21 protein-coding genes and 1 tRNA gene are annotated in these 23,494 nt (G+C 36.7%); 9 read left to right on the top strand and 13 right to left on the bottom strand.

Annotated features, from left to right (window positions below; all coding sequences use genetic code 11):
- Positions 1 to 247: 247 nt before the first annotated feature.
- The 3 genes from V7Q04_RS06250 to V7Q04_RS06240 all read left to right on the top strand — a co-directional run bounded on the left by V7Q04_RS06250 (position 248) and on the right by V7Q04_RS06240 (position 3,523).
- Positions 248 to 1,414: an AAA family ATPase gene (locus V7Q04_RS06250; protein ID WP_333804077.1), complete on the top strand. Its 1,167-nt coding sequence runs from the start codon at positions 248 to 250 to the stop codon at positions 1,412 to 1,414.
- Between the two features lie 5 nt (positions 1,415 to 1,419).
- Entirely contained in the window at positions 1,420 to 1,920 is a 501-nt protein-coding gene (locus tag V7Q04_RS06245; RefSeq protein WP_333804076.1) for a hypothetical protein, read from the top strand.
- A 301-nt stretch (positions 1,921 to 2,221) separates the two neighbouring features.
- Complete coding sequence (locus tag V7Q04_RS06240; protein ID WP_333804075.1) at positions 2,222 to 3,523, top strand: TolC family protein; 1,302 nt, start codon at positions 2,222 to 2,224, stop codon at positions 3,521 to 3,523.
- On the opposite strand, the gene V7Q04_RS06235 is transcribed toward V7Q04_RS06240, so the two are convergent.
- Together V7Q04_RS06235 and fumC are read right to left on the bottom strand one after the other, a co-directional pair.
- The gene (locus V7Q04_RS06235; RefSeq protein WP_333804073.1) at positions 3,520 to 4,017 is read right to left on the bottom strand and encodes a hypothetical protein; all 498 of its coding nucleotides are present in this window, start codon (positions 4,015 to 4,017) and stop codon (positions 3,520 to 3,522) included. The two genes, V7Q04_RS06240 and V7Q04_RS06235, sit on opposite strands and share 4 nt — an antisense overlap.
- 105 nt (positions 4,018 to 4,122) lie before the next feature.
- Positions 4,123 to 5,514, bottom strand: coding sequence for a class II fumarate hydratase (gene fumC, locus V7Q04_RS06230; protein WP_333804072.1), 1,392 nt, complete (start codon positions 5,512 to 5,514; stop codon positions 4,123 to 4,125).
- 157 nt (positions 5,515 to 5,671) lie between these two features.
- On the opposite strand from fumC, the gene V7Q04_RS06225 reads away from it, so the two are divergent.
- The 5 genes from V7Q04_RS06225 to V7Q04_RS06205 all read left to right on the top strand — a co-directional run bounded on the left by V7Q04_RS06225 (position 5,672) and on the right by V7Q04_RS06205 (position 9,592).
- Positions 5,672 to 5,746, top strand: a tRNA-Gly gene (locus tag V7Q04_RS06225).
- A 26-nt stretch (positions 5,747 to 5,772) separates the two neighbouring features.
- A complete protein-coding gene (locus V7Q04_RS06220) occupies positions 5,773 to 6,072 on the top strand; it encodes a hypothetical protein (RefSeq protein ID WP_333804071.1) in 300 nt (99 codons plus the stop codon).
- A 113-nt stretch (positions 6,073 to 6,185) separates the two neighbouring features.
- The gene (locus V7Q04_RS06215) at positions 6,186 to 6,755 is read left to right on the top strand and encodes an NAD(P)H-dependent oxidoreductase (RefSeq protein ID WP_333804069.1); all 570 of its coding nucleotides are present in this window, start codon (positions 6,186 to 6,188) and stop codon (positions 6,753 to 6,755) included.
- A 195-nt stretch (positions 6,756 to 6,950) separates the two neighbouring features.
- Positions 6,951 to 7,871 carry a helix-turn-helix domain-containing protein gene (locus tag V7Q04_RS06210; protein ID WP_333804068.1) on the top strand — a complete coding sequence of 307 codons (921 nt, stop codon included), beginning with the start codon at positions 6,951 to 6,953 and terminating at the stop codon, positions 7,869 to 7,871.
- A 113-nt stretch (positions 7,872 to 7,984) separates the two neighbouring features.
- The gene (locus V7Q04_RS06205) at positions 7,985 to 9,592 is read left to right on the top strand and encodes a methyl-accepting chemotaxis protein (RefSeq protein WP_333804067.1); all 1,608 of its coding nucleotides are present in this window, start codon (positions 7,985 to 7,987) and stop codon (positions 9,590 to 9,592) included.
- A 48-nt stretch (positions 9,593 to 9,640) separates the two neighbouring features.
- Here the strand turns inward: V7Q04_RS06205 and V7Q04_RS06200 are convergent, their stop codons facing one another.
- From V7Q04_RS06200 to mltG, 10 genes are all read right to left on the bottom strand, one after another.
- The gene (locus tag V7Q04_RS06200) at positions 9,641 to 10,198 is read right to left on the bottom strand and encodes a 2-oxoacid:acceptor oxidoreductase family protein (RefSeq protein WP_333804066.1); all 558 of its coding nucleotides are present in this window, start codon (positions 10,196 to 10,198) and stop codon (positions 9,641 to 9,643) included.
- A 10-nt stretch (positions 10,199 to 10,208) separates the two neighbouring features.
- A complete protein-coding gene (locus V7Q04_RS06195; RefSeq protein WP_333804065.1) occupies positions 10,209 to 11,042 on the bottom strand; it encodes a 2-oxoglutarate ferredoxin oxidoreductase subunit beta in 834 nt (277 codons plus the stop codon).
- Positions 11,042 to 12,175, bottom strand: a complete 1,134-nt coding sequence (locus V7Q04_RS06190; RefSeq protein ID WP_333804064.1) for a 2-oxoglutarate synthase subunit alpha — start codon at positions 12,173 to 12,175, stop codon at positions 11,042 to 11,044. Before V7Q04_RS06190 ends, V7Q04_RS06195 begins: the two co-directional genes overlap by 1 nt.
- Positions 12,176 to 12,184: 9 nt before the next feature.
- Positions 12,185 to 12,502, bottom strand: coding sequence for a 4Fe-4S dicluster domain-containing protein (locus V7Q04_RS06185; protein ID WP_333804063.1), 318 nt, complete (start codon positions 12,500 to 12,502; stop codon positions 12,185 to 12,187).
- A 95-nt stretch (positions 12,503 to 12,597) separates the two neighbouring features.
- Entirely contained in the window at positions 12,598 to 13,470 is an 873-nt protein-coding gene (gene sucD / locus V7Q04_RS06180) for a succinate--CoA ligase subunit alpha (RefSeq protein ID WP_333804061.1), read from the bottom strand.
- 2 nt (positions 13,471 to 13,472) lie between these two features.
- Positions 13,473 to 14,642 carry an ADP-forming succinate--CoA ligase subunit beta gene (gene sucC / locus V7Q04_RS06175; protein WP_333804059.1) on the bottom strand — a complete coding sequence of 390 codons (1,170 nt, stop codon included), beginning with the start codon at positions 14,640 to 14,642 and terminating at the stop codon, positions 13,473 to 13,475.
- 127 nt (positions 14,643 to 14,769) lie between these two features.
- The gene (mdh, locus tag V7Q04_RS06170) at positions 14,770 to 15,720 is read right to left on the bottom strand and encodes a malate dehydrogenase (RefSeq protein ID WP_333804057.1); all 951 of its coding nucleotides are present in this window, start codon (positions 15,718 to 15,720) and stop codon (positions 14,770 to 14,772) included.
- Between the two features lie 250 nt (positions 15,721 to 15,970).
- On the bottom strand, positions 15,971 to 16,921 hold the full coding sequence (gene mdh / locus V7Q04_RS06165; RefSeq protein WP_333804055.1) for a malate dehydrogenase: 951 nt from the start codon (positions 16,919 to 16,921) through the stop codon (positions 15,971 to 15,973).
- 30 nt (positions 16,922 to 16,951) lie between these two features.
- Positions 16,952 to 19,189 carry an NADP-dependent isocitrate dehydrogenase gene (locus tag V7Q04_RS06160; RefSeq protein WP_333804053.1) on the bottom strand — a complete coding sequence of 746 codons (2,238 nt, stop codon included), beginning with the start codon at positions 19,187 to 19,189 and terminating at the stop codon, positions 16,952 to 16,954.
- A 73-nt stretch (positions 19,190 to 19,262) separates the two neighbouring features.
- Complete coding sequence (gene mltG, locus V7Q04_RS06155) at positions 19,263 to 20,111, bottom strand: endolytic transglycosylase MltG (RefSeq protein WP_333804051.1); 849 nt, start codon at positions 20,109 to 20,111, stop codon at positions 19,263 to 19,265.
- Between the two features lie 31 nt (positions 20,112 to 20,142).
- Between mltG and V7Q04_RS06150 the strand changes: the two genes are divergently transcribed.
- The gene (locus V7Q04_RS06150) at positions 20,143 to 22,704 is read left to right on the top strand and encodes a YhdP family protein (RefSeq protein ID WP_333804049.1); all 2,562 of its coding nucleotides are present in this window, start codon (positions 20,143 to 20,145) and stop codon (positions 22,702 to 22,704) included.
- Positions 22,705 to 22,857: 153 nt separating this feature from the next.
- On the opposite strand, the gene V7Q04_RS06145 is transcribed toward V7Q04_RS06150, so the two are convergent.
- The gene (locus tag V7Q04_RS06145) at positions 22,858 to 23,493 is read right to left on the bottom strand and encodes an HAD family hydrolase (RefSeq protein WP_333804048.1); all 636 of its coding nucleotides are present in this window, start codon (positions 23,491 to 23,493) and stop codon (positions 22,858 to 22,860) included.
- Position 23,494: the final 1 nt, after the last annotated feature.

The raw sequence follows: 23,494 nt of genomic DNA, 5'->3' as shown, positions 1-23,494 counted from the left end.
TCAGGAGAGAAATTTGAATAAATCGTATGCCAAAAACACTACATCCTTGCGATCTGTATTATAGAATTCGCGATTATATAGATTTAATATATCTTTAAATTAATTTAGTTTCAGAATAATATATCAAATATTTTTATTGTTTTAAATTATATTTTTGTCACAAAATGACAAAAATACCTTTTTACAATTTCTAATTAAGCTTATAATATGTAAAATTTGACAATTTTTTACAATAAGGTATTTTATTATGTTATTAGAATTTGGAGCAAAAAATTTTTATTCTTTTAAAGAGGGCTTTGAAATATCTTTGCGATTCACAGATTCATGTCCCAAACCTATTTCTCATGGAAAAAATATTTCTAATCTTTTGGCGATAAAAGGTGCTAATGCTACAGGAAAAACTAATGTTTTGAAAGTTTTATCCTTTTTGAAATTTTTTTGTATCAATTCCTTTTCATCCTCTAAACCGGAGGAAGAATTAAAATTTTATTCTTATTTTGATAACCCAAATCCAGCAGATCTTTTTTTAACATTCTCATCTAATAATATTGAATATAGATATGAAGTTACAGTAACTATGAAAAAAGTTTTAACTGAAACTATTTATCGCAAAGATAAAAGATCTCAAAAAATTATTGAACGTAAAGATAATAAAATAGTTTATACAACAAAAGAATTTAACGAATTAAAAGCTATGAAACTACGTGACAATGCTTCATTAATAAGTACAGCTCACCAATATGAACTTTCATGTATTAGCCAAATTTATAATTTTTTTAATGAAATATCTGCACCAAATTTAGATTTATTTGGAAGATTAGAACAGCCTCGTATAAATCATAATAAAATATCTGAATTGTATTATCATAATAAAGCTGCTTTAGAATTTGTAATCAATTTTTTAAAGTTTTCAGATACAGGCATTCATAGCATTGAAGTAAACGAACGAATAGATAAAGAAAAAAATGAAAAAGAATATTATCCGATTTTTCACTACTCTTTAGAGAATAATTTATTTTTAACTTATTTTGATCAATCAAGTGGTGTAAAATCTTTATATCTTCAATTGGGATTTTATTATTTTGTTCTAATTAATGGTGGAGTATTAGTTTTAGATGAATTTGATGTAAATTTACATCCTGATCTTTTATCATTATTGGTTGATTTATTTGATAATGTTGACATTAATGTTCATAATGCCCAATTTATATTTACCACACATAATGTGGATATCATGGAACATTTAAGTAAATATCGTTTAGTTTTTGTAAATAAAACTAATAACGAAAGTTATTTATACCGTTTAGATGAATTACCTGGAGAACTAATTCGTAATGATAGATCAATAACAAATTATTATCAAAGCCATAAGATTGGTGGCCGTCCAAAGTTACATAAGTCAAAAAATAGATAATCTGCATGGCGAAAAATAATAAATTTAATAATACACGTCGTAAAATATCAATGGCTGATATGGTAAAAGAACTTCAAACTTCCAATATATTAGATAATGCAACTAGTAACTTGACTAAACGCTGTAAATTTAATTTTAGTTATTTTGATGATAGTCAAAGTCATGGGCAGAAATTTTCAGAATGGACGCATGAGGCTTTAATTGATCTTTTAGATGATTTAAAGTCTTTTTCTATGTCTCCTTTATCTGGTTGGCCACCACCTCACTTCGTTATTTATGGTGCATTTCCGACAGACAGTTATTTTACAAAACCTACTTATATTCCAGAAGATGTTTCTTGGGCTCGGTTTAAATTAAATAATTTGAAACGCCTAATTGGTTTTGTTGTTTCTGAACATCATCATAAAACTCTACATTTAGGTACAGAAGAATACTTCGATAAAAATACTTTTTATGTTGTTTTTTTGGATGAAAATCATCATTTTTATCCTGTCGAAACAAAATAAATGGAATGCCCAGATTCATAAACACATTTGCATATTTTTTCTTTCTTTAAATAATTTTGATTATTTTATCTTTGTGGAATGACCCCAAATTTATGCCCATTATAGAGAAGACTAAAACGATCTATCACGTACTGAGTCATTTTTTGAATGATTTTTTTGGCACAAATTTGGCACAATTTGATTTATGGTATTTTTAAAAGCCCTAAAATAAGGGTTTCAAAATATTTTATGATTAAGAGCAAATTAATAGGATAAGCAATACTATTAACTTCACAATCATGATGTTTCGCAAGGACGGTTTATGCGACTTTTACTTCTGTTTTTACTGCCTTTATGTTTATATGCACAAACCTACACTGAACTTTTAAATTTATTGGAAAAGAGTAACAGCTACAAAAGTGCTAAAGAGTTGGAAAATGCGTCTGAATCGCTTTACCAAGCAGCACAAGGTAAAAATCTTCCTTCATTAGATGCAACACTCAGTGCCATTGAATTTAATGAAATTTCCACTATGACACTGCATCTTCCCTCTTTCCCCGTCACAACAGCCAATATGGGAACACGTAAACACATGGAAGGTGCGCTGGTTTTAAGCTATCCCCTTTTTACGGGTTTTGCTATCTCAGCCGCCATCGATAAAGCCAAATTTGAGCATGAGCAAGCAACCTTAAAAGTAACCAATCTCAAACGCAATCTTGCCATGCATGTTACCCAGCTTTTCAGTACTATCATTGCAGAGGACAAAGTCATTGATGCATTAAAAAGCTCGGAACTTGCCATTAACCAAGCGTATAAAAAAGCCAAAGGGTTTTATGACAATGGTCTGTTAGCACAAAGCGAACTCTACGCTATTGAAGCGAAAAAGTATGACATTGAAGCGCAACTGCTTCACCATCGCAATCAAAAAAAACAACTCCTCAACCAGCTCTCACTCATTGTCAATACCAAGATAGAAACGCTTTCAAGCAACACGCTACAAGTTTTTGAATTGCCTAATGACACTGCCACTAAAGAGATGGCTTTAAATGAACGCGAAGATTTACATGTAATGGCAAAAGCAATAGATGTCGCACAAAGCAGCGTGGAATTAGCCAAAAGTAAAAACTACCCAACACTTGCGATGGTAGGCGTTTTAAAACGACAAGGTGACTCACTCGAATTAAACGGCGATGGTTACACCAATGCCGATAAAAGCTATGTAGGACTCAGTGCTTCATGGAATCTGTTTAATGGCTATAGCGATGCCCACAACATCGACGCGGCGCGTGCTTCCAAAATGTCCGCTTTTTTCAATCTTGAAGAGTACAAACAACAAGTGAGTTTAGAGGTTGAAAATACACAGTTAGAAATTAGAACGGTTCAAGCACAGTTACAAAGCGCATTGCTTGAAGAAAAAGCAAGTGAATCCTACACAAAGCTCACACAAGGTCGTTTTGACAACCAACTCATCAGTGCAGATGAACTGAGTCGTGCCATCGCCAATCTAGCTTCTACCAAAGCCAAAGTTGCCACACTGCAAAGTGAACTCTTTAACCAAAGTGCTCGTTTATGGCTGGAATGCGGTTGGAGTGTCTTTGAGAAAAAAGCGCTTACACAACACTAAGCACCCATCCAATTTTCATGCACATGCCCTTTTTTCTTAAAATGAATCGCTTCCTCGAGCTTGGTTTCTAACATCTCAAGATCAAGCTCATCTTCAACGTCACGGGTTATCTCTTTATAGACAAATTGCCCATCTTTATTGATGACAAAAACAGACTTCGCACACACTGTATCATCAATGTAAACACCAAATTTCTTTGCAAATTCAACAAAATCCGTTGATGAACATTCAAGGTTATGTGTTTGATCTAAAGCGTGACTACTGATGACGTAAATAAACGCTTGATCGTGATACTTAGCAATAACTTTTTGAAGATGATCACTCAGCGAGTGATGAAAAGGCAAAGTAATCATCACTTGCACTTTGGTTGCCATCATGCCAATGACTTTGATTTCGCCATTTAACATATCTAAGCAGATAGCAGGGGCTTCAGAACCTATTTTTCGTTCATTTTTTTGCAGTAGTTTTATAACACCATTAACTATAGTTTCCAAAATAACTCCTTGAAAATTTTTATACAACTATGCAAGAGTTATGCCGTATGAAAATCTTTACAGGGAAAGCGTAACAACCACATTTTAGTTGCTACGCAAGCCGTTTTACTCTTTGGGATGAATCATCTCTGAAGGAATAACATAACGGTCAAACTCTTCAGGGCTTAAGAGTGAAAGCTTCACGCATGCTTCTTTAAGGCTTAAATGCTCTTTGTGCGCAAGCTTTGCCACCTTAGCTGCATTTTCATACCCAATGTAAGGATTGAGTGCGGTCACAAGCATCAAAGAGTTGTGAAGGTTGTGAGCAATCTTCTCGCTATTGGCTTCAATGCCCTCCACACAATGGATACGAAATGACTCCATCACATCGGCTAAAAGTCTTACTTGCTGCAAGAAGTTAAGGATGATGACGGGTTTAAAGACATTGAGTTCAAAGTTACCTTGACTGGCACCAAATGCAATCGCCGTGTCTGAACCAAACACTTGGCACGCGACCATTGTCACCGCTTCAGCTTGGGTTGGGTTAACTTTACCAGGCATAATGGAACTTCCCGGTTCATTTTCAGGAATGTTAAGCTCACCAATACCACAACGTGGACCCGAAGCAAGCCACCTAATATCGTTAGCTATTTTCATCAGATTTGCAGCCAAACCTTTATTCGCGCCACTGGCAAAGACAAGCGCATCATGCGATGTTAGTGCGTGGAATTTATTGGGCGAAGAAACAAACATTTTGCCTGTGAGATTACTCAGCTCTTCGCTCACAAATTCACTGAGTTTTGGATGTGCATTGATGCCTGTCCCCACAGCCGTTCCACCAATGGCAAGCTCACGCAAGGATTCAAGTGCTAAAAGAATATGTGAAGAGGAGTGTTCTAGCATACTGCGATAGCCACTAAACTCTTGACCAAGTGTTAACGGAGTAGCGTCTTGAAGGTGTGTTCGCCCTATTTTAATGATGCCTGTAAACTCTTTTTCTTTGGCTTCCAATGCCTCTTTAAGCTTTTCTAAGGAAGGGAGCAGTTGCTCTTCAATTTCAATGACGCTGGCTATGTGCATGGCTGTAGGAAACGTATCGTTTGAGCTTTGTGACATATTGACATGATCGTTCGGATGTACAAGTTTCTCTTTTCGAAAATCACCGCCTAAAATTTCTGTCGCACGGTTGGCAATGACTTCATTGAGATTCATATTGGTCTGGGTACCACTTCCCGTTTGCCAAATGGCGAGAGGAAACTCACCGTCAAATTTTCCTGCAAGAATTTCATCGCAAGCTTGGATAATGGCTTCTGCTTTTTTAGCATCTAGTTTTTTTAGCCTTAAATTCACACTGGCTAGGGAGCGTTTCAAAAGTGCAAAAGCACGGATAAGCTCTTTTGGCATTTTCTCTGTACCGATTTTAAAGTTTTCTAAACTTCGCTCCGTCTGGGCACCCCAATAACGCTCATTAGGAACTTTAATCTCACCCATGGTGTCTTTTTCAATTCGATAATCCATGACTAACTCCTTTATTTCATTTTAGATTATTATAGAGCAGTGAAGTTTGAAAGAAATAGCACTTTTAAAACTATGCACAAAATCTAAAGTTTACTTTTACATGTAAAGATTTTGTCGACATCAACAGCTACCTATGCTATAATGCCTGCTTTAAAATGCGGGTGTAACTCATTGGTAGAGTGTTAGCTTCCCAAGCTGAAAGTAGCGAGTCCGATTCTCGTCACCCGCTCCACAATTTAAACTTCCCAAAGGTCTTGCGTGAAAGAAAAACTCCGAAAAATTGCACGTCACCCTGCCACTAAAAAAGCGCTTCTGGACATGAAACCTCAAAAAACAATTTGGGGAATTTTAGGTGTCGTTCTTTTCTTTATCGCTCCTGAAATTGTTGCCTATTTCTGGGCAGCAGACATTGTTCAATATGCACAAAATGGGCTGAGCTTGCATCCTGATATACTTGAAAAATTAAACTACGAAATGTTAATTAAACTCTTTGATGATGGTGTAAGCTGGTTCAATCTTGGCTTCGGAGTAGTTTTACTGGTTTGGTTGTTTTTCTAGAATAAACTTTCCTCTTTTTTCGATACAAAACTCCATTACTTACTTTTATTTCTATAAGGATAATGCAAGTGTATTTAAGATAAATTTTCCAAACTTAAATACAAAGGATTATCGTGAAAAAAACATTAATTTTACTTGCTCATCCACACATGGATCAATCAAGACTTAACAAAACCCTACTCGAAGCCATCAAAGATGAGTCTGATATTACGGTTCATGACCTCTATGCAAACTATACCTCCATCCATGATATTGATGTTAAGAAAGAACAAGCATTGCTCCTATCGCATGATAGAATTGTTTTTCAATTTCCTCTTTATTGGTTTAGCACACCCGGTCTTTTAAAAGATTGGCAAGATAAAGTCTTAGAATATGGCTTTGCATATGGTAGTGAAGGGTATAAACTTGAGGGAAAAGAGTTTAAAATAGTAGTAACCGTAGGCTCACCAGAATATGCCTATCAAACGGGTGCGTATGTTCAGGCATCCATGAGTGAGATTTTAAAACCATTGCAAACGATGGTGATTTTTACTCAGATGATTTTCACACAACCTTTTGCCGTTCATCGTGCTTTAAAAATTACCGACGAAGAACTCCATGACAAAGCACAAGAGTATAAAAATCTATTGGCAAAAAAAGATTGGAGTACATCTTTGTTCAAATATTTAGCGGATGAGAAATAAGAAATTTTTGTAGATAATACGAATAAAGCTCTTCTGGTTATGAATATGAAGAGCTTTAAATAATAAACTATTTTATAATATTATAAAAGTGGTATATTCTGCTAGATTAACGTACCCCTAACAATTACTCATCTATTTCTACATATTTTTATATTATAATTTCCGTACTTTTGCATAGTAGCTATTGGAGTAAAAATGTCTTTGTTACAATTAGAGGAAGCGCTTAAAGTTTATAAACACTCTTTTGTCAAAAATCCCAAATTTGGTATGGATCTCTATCGTGACGATTTTGAATGTCAGGGGGTTGCTATACTGGAAAAAGAGGTCACTTTAAAAAAAAATATTCCTATAAAATTTGATTTTTATGCCTTATTGCTTTGTTTAGAGGGCGAATTAAAACGTAATCTCAATCAATATGAGTATCTTATTCCAAAGCAGTCATTACAGCTTATCCCACCAAATACTATCTACCATTTTGAAAACATTACAGAAACAACACAAATTTATATTCTTCTCTTCTCCGAATCCTATATTAAAGCTAATCAACCAAAGCTACTAGCTCAAAGCATTCAAGATCTTTTTGATTTTCATATAAAAAATCTACAACCAGCCATACTAAAAACATCACTATTTTCATCTGTATACTCTATGTATGAAGATATAAATACCGAACTTCATGAGCAGCAAGAAGATTATACAACCATTGTAAAACTTCATATTTTAAAGCTTCTTTTTATTCTTAAACGCAGTAAAAAAGATCAAAACACATCTGATGCCATGTTTAAAACGAGAGCGCAACAAATAACACATTGTTATCTTGAGTTGATTGAAAAACATTTTTTGGAGTATAGAAAGATCTCAGATTATGCAAAATTGCTAGATATAACCTCAAAGCATCTAGGTGAAACCATAAAAGAGACACTTGGACAAAGTGCTTTGTCATATGTTCATCACCGAATACTTAAAGAAGCACTTTACCTTCTTAAATATAGGCCTTTAACTATTACGCAAATTGCCACAATCCTTGCATTTGATAATCCTTCTGAATTTACACGTTTTTTTAAATCTCATTATAAAATGACACCAAAAGCGTTTCGTTTAGGTATTCATCACTAACTTTCCACATAATTCCGAAATTTTGTAAAAAAAACCGAAATTTATTAACTTATATTTAGTTTTTTATATTGATATTATAGTTAAGAATAAATTTTGATTAGAAGGAGAATAAAATGAGTATATCCAAACAACTAATGACGATGCTGACTATTGCCATTATAGGAATTATTGCTGTCTTTAGCATTGGTATGAATAAGATGGGTAAAGTTTATGAAGAGACAAATCAGTGTAATATTGATTCACTCCCTAGTATTTTAATTTTAAATGACATGCAAGAAAACTTTTATACGATGCGCATTCGCATATTGGAACATATCGCAAACACAGATAAAGAAAATAAAAAAGCGATCGAAAAGAGATTGCTTGACGCTCAACGTTCTTTTGAAGAAAACTCTAAAAAATATGAGCCTCATCTTATTACCCCAAAAGGTAGAGAATACTTTAAAATTATTCAAGATCATTTTGTTGCATATGCAGCATTAAATAACAAAGTATTAAAACTCTCAGATGAAAATAAAAATACAGAAGCACTTGCTTTTATATATGAAAATCGTTCCATTGTTGAGTCAGAAATCAATACACTTCATGAATATATCAATTTAAAAAAAGAGAGAGCCTTTGCTGGAGCTGGAGAAGCTGCTACTGAAAAAAGCAGTGCGTCAACGATGATGATTGGTTTATCGCTCTTAGTCATTATGGGTGTCATTATTTTAAGCTTTATCATTCGTAACAATATCATGCAAGGTGTTACCCTTATTCACGATGGGATATCAGGCTTTGTAAAAAATAAAAATCTGAAATTTAGAATCAACTACGGCAAGAACAATGAAATTCAAGATATAGTTAATAGCTTTAACGACCTAGTCACAACCTTAGAAGTCATTATTGAAGATGTTAAACACTCATCCAATGAAAATGCTTCTGTTTCACATGAACTAAGTACCACCAGTATGCAAATAGGTCGCAATGCTGAGCATAGTACAGTGATTGTTAATAATACCATTGAAGAGATTGTTTCCATTAAAAAGTTTGTTCAAGAAACCGCTCTCCTTTCGGCATCAATGAAAAAAAATATTAGTATTGCAGGTGATAAACTTGAATCTGCTAAAAATGAAGTCATTAAACTTAAAGATGAAGTAGAACTTGCCAGTGAAGAAGAGACCGCTCTTGCTGGGCAATTAGAGCAAATGAGTAAAGATGCGGAACAAGTCAAACAAATTTTAACGGTTATCTCTGATATTGCAGACCAAACGAATTTACTAGCACTTAATGCTGCCATCGAAGCAGCAAGAGCAGGAGAACACGGTCGAGGCTTTGCAGTCGTTGCTGATGAAGTGAGGAAACTAGCAGAACGCACACAATCTTCACTCAATGAGATCAATGCAACCATTAATATCATTGTTCAATCAATTGTCAATTCATCCGATAAGATGACGAAAAATGCTCAAAACATTAGGCGGTTAGCAACTGTCTCAACCGATGTTGAAGAGACGATCGTTTCAACGACAAGTGTCATGGCTGAAAGTATAGAGTCTGTCATAATAAGTGCAAATAACTCTAATATCATTGAAAAAGATACCGATAAAATTGTGAATCTTGTGACCAACATAAACTCTATTACCAGTGAAAATGCCAGAAGTGTGGAAGAGATAGCCAGTGCTGCAGATCATCTCTCTAAATTAGCAGAATCACTCAATCAAAAGTTAAGTCAATTTCAGTAAGAATATGAGGAAAAGCTCTTTGGCATATTTTCCAAAGAGCTTAAAATTTTAAAGTTTAGCGAGCGCTTCTTTAGCGTATTTAACACCAAGATCATACGCTGTATTGTTAGCAGCATGTACTTTTTCAGGTACTTTTGAGAGCATAACTTCGCGTACTAAGTCATGTGCAAGTACTTGTGTCATCTCTACTGTAATTGAAAGTGCTACAACAGATTGCGTAATAACATTTCCAACTTCTTCTTTCGCAATCGTAATAATAGGAATTTCAATGATCTTCCATTTTTTACGATCCTCCTCATTGACAGTAACCAAATTTGGCTCTACAACGATGATGCCACCTGGTTTTACACCACTTTTAAATTGATTGAAACTGACTTGTGCTGTTGCAATCATAAACTCGATTTCACCCTCATTGGCATAAGGAAATAAAATCTCGCTTTCATCCAGTAAAATGTCAACTTTTGTTGGTCCACCACGTACTTGAGAAGTATAGGTAGAGGCTTTTACACCATAACCGCCCTCTTTGATCTTTGCAACCGCTAAAATCTCACCTGCCAAGATAACGCCCTGACCACCCACACCTACGAAACGTAATTGTCTTCTCATCAGGGGCTCCTTATAGCGCTACGGTTGTTTTATTTTGTGCTGCGTAAATAACTTTGTCATACGCGTCACAGTATTCGAGTTTGCCCTCTTCTTGTTTGAGGATACCTGTTGGGAATTTATCCACACGCTCTTCATCACTTAAGAGATCAAATTTCTTTTTACCCACAATGCGATTTTCAATCCACTCAAGGTTTTGTACCGCTTCACCCATTTTGTTTTTACGTCCAAGGTTGATGTGACAATTAGAGAACACATCAAAGAACGAATACCCTTTATGAGAGAATCCTGCTACAAACATTTTTTCCAATTTTTGTGGGTCAAGTACAGACTCACGCGCAACGAAGGTTGCACCTGCAGCATCTGCTAATTTTGCAGCATCAAACGTTGGATCAACGTTACCGTAGTTTGCGGTTGATGTCCAAAAGCCTTGTGGCGTTGTTGGACTTGTTTGAGAATTGGTCAAACCATAGATAAAGTTGTTAATCAAAACATGGTTAAGATCAATGTTTCTTCTACAACCATGAATCGTATGGTTACCACCAATCGCTAAACCATCACCATCACCAGTGACAACAATGACATGTTTTTCAGGATTTGCAAGCTTAATACCTGTTGCATACGCAATTGCACGACCATGCGTTGTGTGAACCGTATTACAGTCGATGTATGAACTAAAACGTCCACTACAACCAATACCAGAAACAACACACACATCGTTCATATCCCAACCCATTGTATCGATAGCACGAATAACAGATTTTAAGATAACGCCATCACCACAACCCCAACACCATAAGGTTGGCATTTTATCTACACGTAGATATTTATCGTAATTAAATGCCATTAGATCATCTCCTTAACTTTAGCAACCATTTCAAGTGGAGCGATTGGACGACCGTTTGCTTTGTGCAATGTCGCAAAATCGTCTCGTTTCATAACACGCTGAATCTCTTCTAAGTACTGTCCCATGTTAAGTTCCGTTACCATGATCTTCTTGAATTTCTTACCGATTTCTTGAAGTTTAGCAACAGGGCTTGGCCAAAGGGTAATTGGTCTAAATAGACCTGCTTTAATACCATCTTGACGAAGTTTCATAACAGCCTCTTTAGCACCACGGCTGATACTTCCATAAGCGATAATACAAACATCTGCATCATCAAGCATAAACTCTTCGTAATGCACTAAATCATCTGTTTTTGTATTGATTTTATTCATTAAGCGCTCAATGTTGTACTCACATGCTGCACCGTCTTCTGTTGGGAAGCCCATGTCACCATGGTGAAGCCCTGTTACGTGATAGTGATAACCTTTAAAGAAAGGATTCAACACTGCTGGCTCTGTTGGACCTGCTGCATAAGGTTTGTAATCTTTTGGATCCCCTGTAAATTCAGCACGTTTTACAACACTTTTCTCGATATCTGCAAGATCAGGAAGCATTGCTTTTCCATGCATGTGACCAAGTGTTTCATCTAAAAGTACAAAAACGGGTGTCATGTATTTTTCAGCAATATTAAATGCTCTTACAGTTTCAGTATACGCTTCTTCAAGACTACCAGGACAGAGTGAAATTGAGGCAAAATCACCGTGTGTTGGGTATTTTGCTTGACCGATATCGGCTTGAGAAACACGTGTAGGAAGACCCGTAGAAGGCCCACCACGCATAACGTTTACAATAACCAAAGGAACTTCGGTGATAAAGCTGTAACCAATTTGTTCAGATTTGAGTGAAATTCCAGGACCTGATGAAGCTGTCATAGACTTAGTACCACTCATGGAAGCACCTAAAGATACACAAATACCTGCGATTTCATCTTCCATTTGAATAAATTTACCACCCACTTTTGGAAGGAGCTTGCTTAAATCTTCTGCAATTTCACTTGAAGGCGTAATAGGATATCCGCCAAAAAATTTACATCCACATTCAACTGCCGCTTTTGCTACCAACGCATTGCCGCTTGATATTACTTCTCTTGCCATCAATGATCCTTATGCAGTCAGTTTTTTAAATTTATTTTGTTTAACTTTCTCAGCTCTCTCTTTAGAACTCTCTGAAAGTTTTGCAAATTTAAATTCGCTTTTGTCTGCTACGTAAATAGCAAAATCAGGACAATGTAATTCACAATCCCTACAGCCAATACAGGCGTCTGGAACAACAACCTCTATCATTGATCCTAGTGTCGAATTTGGTGCTTGAACCATTCCCAAAACACCTGCTGGACACATACTGACACAAATATCACAAGCTTTACACCTAGCGACGTTAACCCATACCGGTGTATTACTTGGAGCAGTGATTAAACCCATCCTTCTCTCTCCTTTATCATATCTTTGCTTCACAATGTAATATTAATAGTAGCTAGATTGTACAATAGTGCACCATCTAGCTCACTTAATCATTATTATTTTTTCAAAACTTCCGCTATCTTTTTTCCAATTTCAGCAGGAGATTTTACGACATGAACACCTGCATTTGAAAGCGCTTCCATTTTCTCAGCAGCAGTGCCTGCACTTCCACTGATAATAGCACCAGCATGTCCCATACGTTTACCTTTAGGCGCACTCTGACCTGCGATAAAAGCAACAACAGGTTTTTTAATATGCTCTTTAATGTATTTTGCTGCTTGGATTTCAAGGTCACCACCGATTTCACCGATCATAACAATCGCCTCAGTCTCAGGGTCTGCTTCAAATAATGAAAGAAGTTGTATATACGAAAGCCCTATAATAGGATCTCCACCAATACCAACTGCAGTGGTGATACCAAATCCTTCATTGCACACTTGGTTTGCACCTTCATAGGTCAATGTGCCTGATTTACTAATCAAACCAATGTTACCTTTTTTGAAAATAGAACCTGGCATAATGCCGATTTTACACTCTTCAGCCGTAATGATTCCTGGGCAGTTTGGTCCAATGGTTTTCATACCTTTTTTCACTGCATACGCTTTTGCTCTTTGCATATCACGTACAGGTGAGCCTTCTGTAATAATCACAGAAAGTTCAATGCCAGCATCAGCCGCTTCCAAAACAGCATCACCTACGAAAGCAGGTGGAACGAATACCATACTCACAGTTGCACCAGTTGCGTCAACCGCTTCACGAACAGTGTTAAACACAGGTTGTCCAAGGTGAGTTGTGCCACCTTTACCAGGCGTAACACCACCAACGATTTTAGTACCGTATGCTAAACATTGTTCTGCATGAAAGCTTCCCTCTTTACCTGTAAAACCTTGAACGATGACTTTTGTATTTTTATCAATCAATATGCTCATAATTAATTTCCTTTAGCAGCAGCGACAGCTTTAATAGCACCATCGTTAAGATCACTTGCTGTAATAATATTTTTGATATTTGCATTTTTAAGAATTTCGGCTGCTTCTTTAGCATTTGTACCATCAAGACGAACGATGACTGGAACATGAACATCGACTAATTTAGTCGCTTCCAAAATACCATTTGCAATACGATCGCATCTCACAATACCACCAAAAATATTTACAAAGATTGATTTGACGTTTGGATCTTTGAGGATAATCTCAAAGCCTTTTGCAACGGTTTGAGCATTAGCTCCGCCGCCCACGTCTAAGAAGTTTGCAGGATTTCCACCTACGTAGTTGATGGTATCCATCGTACCCATTGCAAGACCTGCACCATTGACCATACAGCCAACATTGCCATCAAGTTTGACGTAACTTAGTCCAAATCCTGACGCTTCGCGTTCGATTGGGTTTTCTTCACTTTCATCACGCATTGCTTCGATCTCTGGATGACGGAACAGTGCATTGTCATCAAAGCCCATTTTACCATCAAGCGCTATAAATGCACCACTTTTAGTTTTAACCAAAGGATTGATTTCGATCATCTCTGCATCATTTTCCATATAGACTTTATACAGTGCTGCTGCAAATTTAATAAAACTACTAATCTCTTCTTGTGCAAGACCTAATCCGTAAGCAAGTTCTCTACCATGAAAGGCTTGAAAACCAATAAAAGGATCAACGGCTACTTTGATAATCTTTTCAGGTGAGGTAGCTGCTACTTTTTCAATCTCCATACCACCTTCACGAGATGCCATAATAACAGGCATTTCACGAGCGCGATCTAAAACAACACCAAGGTAAAGCTCATCTGCGATGTCAGCGCCCTCTTCAATGTAAACTTTTTGAACCAGTTTGCCCGCAGGTCCTGTTTGATGCGTGACCAAAGTCATGCCAAGAATTTCGTTTGCAAGTGTCTTGACTTCGTCTAAACTACGTGCAAGTTTTACGCCACCGCCAAGACCTCGTCCACCTGCGTGAATTTGTGCCTTGACAACCCAAATAGAACCACCAAGTTTCTTAGCGTTTTCAACAGCCTCTTCAACACTAAAAGCTACATAGCCTCTTGGTGTGGGAACATTGTATCTTTTAAAGATCTCTTTTGCCTGATACTCATGGATATTCATAAAACCTCCCTGCATTGACTTAAATTAAACTTTCGATACCAAGACTCTATAGTTATCTGAACATCATAATCAATAAAAATCTTAACTATATGTTTTTTTTGTCTCTAATTTAAGTTAACAAAAGAATTTATACCGTAAAAAAATTGTTTTTTCGTAATACTTCTAACAATTCTGCTACAGAATTCACACTTTTTGCAAACTGTTTTTGTTCATCTAAATTAAGGGGTAGCTCAAGAACTTTTTCAACACCATGAGCACCTAAAACAACGGGTACACCGTTTACAATGTCATTATAACCATATTCTCCTTCTAATAAAACAGCACAAGGAAAAATTGCTCTAGCATCACCAATAATGGCTTCTATCATTTTCACAACTGAGTTTGCAGGTGCGTAATAAGCAGATGTTCCCATATAACCCACAATCTCCGCACCACCCTCTCTTGTTTGCTCAATTATCTCTTTAATTTCTTCATCGCTTAACAAATCAGTAAGGGCAACACCATTGACCGATGAGTAACGAGGCAGTGGAACCATATTATCGCCATGCCCTCCAATAACACTTGCTGTTACTTGACCGTACCCAAAACCCAATTTTTCAGATATGAATGTTTCCATCCGAGCACTGTCTAAAATTCCTGCCATTCCAATCACCTGATTACGCGGATAACAGCCTGCTTTAAGAGCCGTGTATGTCATCGCATCCAAAGGATTTGAAACCATAATCACAATAGCATTAGGAGCGTATTTTCGGACTTCGTGAATGACTTGTTCTGTTATACCAGCGTTCAAAATCAATAAGTCATCTCTGCTCATTCCAGGCTTTCTTGGACTTCCCGCTGTTATAACAACAACATCACTATTCGCAACCATGGCATAATCTGTTGAATTATATATTCGAGTAGGACTCCCTTCTGGGCTTGTTGCTTGCAAAATATCCAGTGCTTTACCATGTGCAACAACACCATGCCTGTCAATCATAACAATTTCTCTACATCTTTTTCGCATAGAGAGCCAATAACACACCGTTGCACCAACATTACCTGTACCTATAATGGAAACTTTTTTACCTTGTGGCATCAGAAACTCCTGATTTTCTAGAATATTCATCTTAAAAACACAATTGTACAATTTAATACTTAATTAATTATCACCGTTTATTCTATTTTGATGACATAAATACACAGTAAAGATTGCGCTTATCTCTTTTAATTTATAAAATATCAATATTGAAAGTATGTCTATTGTGATTAAAAAATGCAGAATATCAAGGAAAGGAAAAGTGAGAACCATACATTTATGGCTCTCATTAGGATTTTAGAGGTAAATATTAGGCCGTAAAGAAATTATTTTTTTCCAACGTCTCTAAAAGATTTTTCACGGATGCAACACTTTTGGCAAATTGGTGTTGTTCATTTAAATTGAGAGGTAACTCTACGATTTCTTCGACACCATTAGCACCCAAAACAACAGGAACACCATTTACGATGTCATGGTAACCATACTCGCCATCAAGCAATACAGCACACGGAAAAATGGTACGAGCATCACTTAAAATAGCTTCAATCATCTTTACAGTTGAGTTAGCAGGTGCATAATACGCGGATGTTCCCATATAGCCTACAATTTCAGCGCCACCATGACGTGTTTTTTCAATAATCTCATCAATTTCAAGATCACTAAGTAAATCCGTAAGGGCTACACCGTTCACAGAGGAATAACGAGGTAATGGAACCATATCATCGCCATGTCCACCCATAACACTTGCCGTTACTTGACCGTAACCAAAACCAAGCTTCTGTGAAATAAAGGTCTCCATACGAGAACTGTCCAAAATACCTGCCATACCAATAACGCGACCACGAGGATAATTGCCTGTTTTAAGGGCAACATACGTAATCGCATCCAAAGGATTAGAAACGGTAATGATGATGGCTTCTGGGGCATAAGTTTGAACTTGTTCGATGATGCCTTTCGTGATTTTAGCATTGATCATTAAAAGATCATCTCTACTCATGCCAGGCTTCCGTGGGCTTCCCGCAGTAATAACCACAATATCACTGTTGGCAATATGTTTATAATCACTTGACGCACTAATAAGGGCATGACTGCCCTCTGGACTGGTAGCTTGAGAAATGTCAAGGGCTTTGCCAATGGCAACGCCCTCAACGAGGTCTATCATCACAATTTCGCGACAACTTTTACGCATCGCAAGCCAATAGCAAACCGTTGCGCCTACGTTTCCTGCTCCAATAATAGAGACTTTTTTTCCTTGTGACAATGAGACTCCTTCTTTACATATAAATCAAAATTACGCTTTGATTGCATCCAAAGCACTATTGAACGTAGCACTTGGGCGCATTGCTTTACTTGTTTTTTCAAAATCAGGTTTATAGTACCCACCCATATCAATGGCTTTGCCTTGTGCCGCATTAAGCTCACCAACAATTTTACTCTCATTGGCTTTAAGTGTTTCAAAAAGTGGATTAAACTGTTCAGCCAATGCTTTATCATCACTTTGTTGTGCAAGGGCTTCGGCCCAGTACATCGCAAGATAAAAATGGCTTCCACGGTTATCTAATTCACCTACTTTTGCAGAAGGTGATTTGTTGTTATCCAAGAACTTACCTGTTGCAGCATCAAGTGTTTTAGCTAAGATAGACGCTTTTTTATTGCCAACAACGTTATCCAAATGCTCAAGAGAAGCAGTTAACGCCATAAATTCACCGAGCGAATCCCAACGCAAGTGATTCTCTTCCACAAATTGCTGAACGTGTTTTGGAGCAGAACCACCCGCACCGGTTTCAAACAATCCACCACCACTCATCAATGGAACAATGGAGAGCATTTTAGCCGAAGTTCCTACTTCTAAAATAGGGAAAAGATCGGTGAGGTAATCACGTAAAACGTTACCCGTTACGGCAATCGTATCGAGTCCTTTAACAATACGCGCTAAAGATTCACGAATTGCCTCTTCTGGGGTCATAATTTTAATATCAAGATTTTTAAGATCATACTCTTTAAGATATTTTTCGACTTTTTTAATCATTTGAGCATCGTGAGCACGCACAGGATCAAGCCAGAAAATAGCAGGCGTGTTACTCAGACGTGCACGATTTACAGCAAGTTTTACCCAATCGCGAATCGGTGCATCTTTTGCTTGACATGCACGGTAAATATCGCCTTGTTCAACGCTGTGTTCCATCAAGACTTTACCACTCGCAATCTCTACAATACGAACAACACCATCCATTTCGCATTGGAATGTTTTATCGTGAGAGCCGTATTCTTCTGCTTTTTGAGCCATAAGACCTACGTTTGGAACAGAACCCATTGTTTTAGGGTCAAGTGCGCCATTTTTCTTACAAAAGTTCATTGTCTCTTCGTAAATACGCGCATAACAGCGGTCTGGAATGAGTGCTTTTGTATCGTGCAATGCACCATCTTCACCCCACATACGACCAGACTCACGAATACACGCAGGCATAGATGCATCAATAATCACATCACTTGGTACATGTAAATTCGTAATACCTTTGTCAGAATTGACCATCGCAAGTTTAGGACGTTTGGTATAACACGCTTTAATATCTGCCTCAATGAGCGCTTTTTGAGCTTCAGGAAGTGTTGCAATTTTAGTGTAAAGATCACCAAGACCATTGTTAGCATTTACACCAATTTCTTTAAAGAGTGTTGCATGTTTCTCAAAAACGTCTTTGAAAAAGACTTTGACTGCGTATCCAAACATAATCGGATCGCTTACTTTCATCATCGTTGCTTTTAGATGCAATGAGAGTAAAATGCCCGTTTTTTTAGCATCCTCTATTTGCGCTTCAAAAAATGCTGAAAGTTTCTTGCTACTCATATAGGTACCATCAATAATTTCATCTTTTAAAAGTGCTAATTTTTCTTTTAAAACTGTCGTTGTACCGTCTTTTCCAACAAGTTCAATACGAACGGTGGTTGCTTCTGGCACAGTCACAGATTTTTCATTACCGTAAAAATCACCCTCGTTCATGTATGCAACATGCGATGCAGAATCACTGGTCCATTTTCCCATACGATGTGGATTTTTACGTGCGTACTCTTTTACGCATAATGGAGCTCGTCTGTCAGAGTTTCCTTCTCGAAGTACTGGGTTAACGGCACTTCCCAAAACTTTGGCATAGCGCGCTTTGATCTCTTTTTCGGTTTCATTTGCAGGATTTTCTGGGTAATTAGGAATACTATAACCCTTTTCTTGAAGCTCTTTAATGGCTCCTTGAAGTTGTGGCAAAGAAGCACTGATATTTGGTAATTTAATAATATTGGCTTCTGGTTGATTTGCGAGTTCTCCCAAGAAGGTAAGATCATCATTGATCTTTTGTGCAGCGGTTAAATTGTCAGGGAAGTTTGCAAGAATACGACCTGATAATGAAATATCTCTGGTTTCAATCTCAATATTGGAACTTGCGGTAAATGCTTTAACAATCGGTAACAAAGAATACGTTGCGAGTGCGGGAGCTTCATCTACTTGTGTGTAGATGATTTTACTTGTTTTTTGAACCATAATTACCCCTTTTTTTGACTGGATTTTAGTAATAGTACTTGTTTATTTATTTCTCTTTATTAAATTTACGCCATTAATTTTTTATATTGTCCAAATGTGTCTCATATGTCTGCGAAAACGTATGGGTTCCACTTTTATTTTTTACAAAATAGAGATAGTTCGTTGCTTTAGGAAAAATGGCTGCAAATATGGCCTCTTTACTGACACTGCATACAGGATAAGGAGGCAATCCTTTGTACATATAAGTATTGTACGGGGAGGTGTCTTCTCGAATGCGCTGTGGCGTAATCTTAATATGAGAGTATTGCCCATAATTAAGCGTACCATCCATTTGCAATTTCATATCTTTTTTAAGACGGTTGTAAATAACAGAAGAAACAAGTGGCATCTCTTCGTTATTGGCAGCCTCTTTTTGAATAATAGACGCAATAATAAGAAACTTCTGCCATTTGGCTTCATTAAACTCACCAAAAATTTTTTCAAACACGTCTTTATGGTACTTTTTTGCATTAGCAAGTAAAAAATGAACCAGATGCTTTTCGTTAATGCCAATAGGAATATAGTAGGTATCTGGCACTAAAAAGCCCTCTACATAGGGTGTTGCAAGGGCATACTCTTGCATTAATTTTTCATAAGAAAGATCAAATGCCAGAGCAATTTGCACAAATAAAAGTTCCTTCGTTTCACCCGGAATATAGGTGATCGCTTTAAGGGGTGCTTTGGAATGTGAAAGCTTGTAGAGAAAATCGCCACGCGTCAATGGACTTGGATTGATGCTCACCCAACCCGATTGAGGTTTGCCTATCATGTAAAGAAGGTATTTGTCGACTTTATCATGGAGGTCAAAATTTTTCTCAACCATATATGATATAATTTGACTTATTGAGCCTTGTGGCACAAAGGCGACCGAGCTTGAGTTCATCGGTCTGGACAAGTGAAAGAGAAGTGAATATATGATTATTAAAGCAACATCACATACCATTAGGAATATCTGGATACTTTTATTATTCATAGTTCTTTCTGTCGTAGCATTAATTGGCACCTTAGTAAATGGCATTTCGATCGATAATCTTACATTACCGACGATAAAAATTGATCAATTATATATCAAACTAGATAAAAAATTGATTGTAAGTATTCAAACGCTTGATATTAAGAAGGAAACACAAACCGACACCTCGCTAGAAGAGATGGCGGAACTGATTAAAAATTTCCCGTATATCAATCAGTTTTTTAGCAAAATCAGCATTGAAAATATTCATTATTTAAACGAAACATTATCCCTTCATTATGAGCAAAATACCTTTAAACTGGATAGTCAACATCTAAGTATTGATCTTATTATTACCCCTATCGAAAAATGGCAGGTAGATGTAGACATTCAAGAAGCACACTTTAAAGATTATCATTTGATGTTTAATGGTAAAACACATATGGACTTGAAAGCAAAAACATATGTTTACGAAGGGAACTTTGATACATTTGGACTCAAAGGAATCGCACTTATAGACATTAAAGATAAGCTTCTAACGTATCATTTGCAAAGTGAAAAATTTAGCAATAAAGAGCTGAAAGATCTTATGGATTTTATTGTCTCTCAAGTTGAACTTGACCAAATTGCCAAAGACTGGATCGATAAAAATATTGTAGGGCAAGAGTATGTTTTGCATTTTTTTGAAGGAAAACTCAACCTTGATACACTGGATTATTTTCCAATGCAGATGCATGGAAAGGCTACGGTTAAAAATGCTACCGTAAGCTTTGAACCCACAGTTCCACCTGCCTATGTAAAAGAAATTGGCATAGAATTTAAAAATGATAAACTTCTTTTTGATATTAAAGAGCCAAGTTATGAGCAAAAAATAATTCAAAAAGCGGATGTTTATATCTACAATCTCATAGGAAAAGGCACAGGTATCGTTGTTGATCTTAATGCGACATCAAAGCTTGACGCACCAATACATAAAATTTTACATGCTTTTAAAATCGATGTACCCATTACCCAAACAACAGGTTTAACCGATGCCAATGTTAGGCTAGATATTAAGTTTCTCCCCTATGACATCAATGCTACTGGAAAATTTAAACTCTCCCCCAGTGACTTTACCCTCAGCGGTCTTCCTATGTCTACAAAATATGGTGAAGTAAAACTCGATAACTTTAAAATCATACTTGATAACGCTAATTTACGTTATAAAAATCTTTTTGACATTAATGCTACAGGTACATTTGATGCCAAGAAGAGCCAATATGAGGGTAAAATTGATATTAATGCATTATTACTTGATTTTAGTGGCACTAAACTTTTAAAAATGACTAATTTGGCAGATCAAAATGCTTCATTTGCAATCGAAAATGGCGTAACAAAAATGGCACTTCCAAGCCTCAATACAACTATCACATTTGCCAAGGACAACAATCAATTTATATTCACCGATCTTACAAAAGTGGCTGCATTTTCACCTTTTATGCGTGATAGCAATCTCTCAGAAGGTGCCGTAACGGTGCAAACAAAAGACTTTGAAAATTTTGATGCAAAACTCAATCTTCAAAATGTCAACACTCCACTTTTAGAAAACCGCGAACCGGTGCGTAATTTCGAAATTGCACTTACAACCAATACAAAAACACTTGATGCAAGCTCTACCAACAATAAACTCTCACTCCATTTTGATAAAGACCTCACAGTACATGTTAAAGATATGAATATCTCTCTTCCGAACGGTAATGAATCTTTAGATATACCCATTCGTACAACAATTTTTGGAGAAAATTCTTCTCTAATCGATCTAGATAACAATCGAACCATTTTAAGTGAACGCTATACGGTAAATCTCTACAAAGATACGATTCATCTCAATTCAAAACGAGGTAAGTCCTCTTTAGAATACGATGAGAAAAAAGGTAACTATACGCTTAATGCAACAGCACTTGATGCTGATGCTGCCAACGCATTGCTTACAAAATACTACTTTTATGATGGCGAATTTTCAGTCAATATTGAAGGCAAAGATAGTGACAATATGCAAGGCACATTCGTCATGCATAAAACTTACATCAAAGATCTCAAATTTTTCAATAATCTTATGGCAACAATCAATGCTATTCCTTCATTACTTGTCTTTAATGACCCCAATTTTAACCAATCAGGCTACTTTGTTGATAACGGAACTGTTGAATTTAGCCAAAGCAAGGACAATTTGTTTTTAAAAGAGCTTCAATTACGCGGTAAAAGTGCAGATATTATGGGTGCAGGTACTGTTAATTTAGCAGCTAGCACTCTTGATCTTAAGCTTCAAATTAAAACACTGAAAACGTTTAGTTCTGCAATTGATATGATTCCTATCGTAGGTGGCATTATTTTAGGAGAAGACAAAAGAATAGCAACTAATGTGGATGTGACAGGCTCAACGACCGATCCAAAGATAGAAACGCATCTGCTTATGGATACACTCAAAAGCCCTATGAATATCATCAAGCGTACGCTTGAATTTCCACTAGAGCTTCTTAAATAACTGAGGTTACGCAGTTTGCGTAACAGTATCTTAAACAATGAGTAAAACTCATTGTTTAAGGTCAGGGATAAATCCCCGACACCTCCTAAAGCTTCATAAAACTTGTTTTATGAGAAACATGTTACGCTCTTTTGAAAAAGTGCGTAACATTCGTTAAATAAACGTATGAAGTAAACTTAAGAGCTCATGGATATTATGGGCTTTCACGTTAGCTGTTTCACTTGTGCCATAACCCCATCCTGCGAAAATAAAATTGATTCCAGCATTTGAGGCAGCGAGTTCGTCTTTGATGCTATCACCCACCAAAATCGTCTTTGAAGGTTCACTGCCTAACTCCTCCATTAATCGATAAACCATTAACGGGCTTGGCTTTGGCTCAGCAACATTATTGGCACCAATAATGGCAGAAAAGTGATCAATAATACCCATTTTTTCCAACATATGACGCGCAAAAAAATCACTTGCATTGGTAGCAATCGCCAAATATGCCTTTTGACCTATCACGTGTAGCATCTCTTTCACATCGGGATAAAGCGCTATCATAGAGGGAGAAAAATGCATGTAGTGTTCTTTAAACAAAGCACGATGTTCGGGATTGTACTCATCCGTATTGTAAAAAATCTTAGGCAGATGTTGATCGGGTTGGTTAATGTGATATTCAAGGTACTTTTTATCAATCGGACAAAGCCCTAAAGAATTGCGTACGTAATTGACACTGTGCGTCATTGCAGCACTTGAGTCAATGAGCGTTCCGTCCATATCAAAAATAATAGATGCTTCTTTTCTCATG

The sequence above is a fragment of the Sulfurospirillum sp. genome (genome assembly GCF_036802865.1).
In the GTDB taxonomy this organism is placed as follows: Bacteria; Campylobacterota; Campylobacteria; order Campylobacterales; family Sulfurospirillaceae; genus Sulfurospirillum.
This window is presented reverse-complemented; position numbering and strand designations above follow the sequence as displayed.

Excerpts from the sequence above, each read along its gene's own strand:
- V7Q04_RS06195 (WP_333804065.1), bottom strand. The coding sequence starts at position 11,042 with ATGGCATTTAATTACGATAAATATCTACGTGTAGATAAAATGCCAACC.
- mltG (WP_333804051.1), bottom strand. The coding sequence starts at position 20,111 with ATGAACTCAAGCTCGGTCGCCTTTGTGCCACAAGGCTCAATAAGTCAA.
- mdh (WP_333804057.1), bottom strand. The coding sequence starts at position 15,720 with ATGCCACAAGGTAAAAAAGTTTCCATTATAGGTACAGGTAATGTTGGT.
- sucC (WP_333804059.1), bottom strand. The coding sequence starts at position 14,642 with ATGAATATCCATGAGTATCAGGCAAAAGAGATCTTTAAAAGATACAAT.
- V7Q04_RS06200 (WP_333804066.1), bottom strand. The coding sequence starts at position 10,198 with ATGAGAAGACAATTACGTTTCGTAGGTGTGGGTGGTCAGGGCGTTATC.
- V7Q04_RS06160 (WP_333804053.1), bottom strand. The coding sequence starts at position 19,189 with ATGGTTCAAAAAACAAGTAAAATCATCTACACACAAGTAGATGAAGCT.
- V7Q04_RS06210 (WP_333804068.1), top strand. The coding sequence starts at position 6,951 with ATGTCTTTGTTACAATTAGAGGAAGCGCTTAAAGTTTATAAACACTCT.
- V7Q04_RS06205 (WP_333804067.1), top strand. The coding sequence starts at position 7,985 with ATGAGTATATCCAAACAACTAATGACGATGCTGACTATTGCCATTATA.
- V7Q04_RS06245 (WP_333804076.1), top strand. The coding sequence starts at position 1,420 with ATGGCGAAAAATAATAAATTTAATAATACACGTCGTAAAATATCAATG.
- V7Q04_RS06185 (WP_333804063.1), bottom strand. The coding sequence starts at position 12,502 with ATGGGTTTAATCACTGCTCCAAGTAATACACCGGTATGGGTTAACGTC.
- V7Q04_RS06190 (WP_333804064.1), bottom strand. The coding sequence starts at position 12,175 with ATGGCAAGAGAAGTAATATCAAGCGGCAATGCGTTGGTAGCAAAAGCG.
- sucD (WP_333804061.1), bottom strand. The coding sequence starts at position 13,470 with ATGAGCATATTGATTGATAAAAATACAAAAGTCATCGTTCAAGGTTTT.
- fumC (WP_333804072.1), bottom strand. The coding sequence starts at position 5,514 with ATGGATTATCGAATTGAAAAAGACACCATGGGTGAGATTAAAGTTCCT.
- V7Q04_RS06145 (WP_333804048.1), bottom strand. The coding sequence starts at position 23,493 with ATGAGAAAAGAAGCATCTATTATTTTTGATATGGACGGAACGCTCATT.
- V7Q04_RS06240 (WP_333804075.1), top strand. The coding sequence starts at position 2,222 with ATGCGACTTTTACTTCTGTTTTTACTGCCTTTATGTTTATATGCACAA.
- V7Q04_RS06150 (WP_333804049.1), top strand. The coding sequence starts at position 20,143 with ATGATTATTAAAGCAACATCACATACCATTAGGAATATCTGGATACTT.
- V7Q04_RS06250 (WP_333804077.1), top strand. The coding sequence starts at position 248 with ATGTTATTAGAATTTGGAGCAAAAAATTTTTATTCTTTTAAAGAGGGC.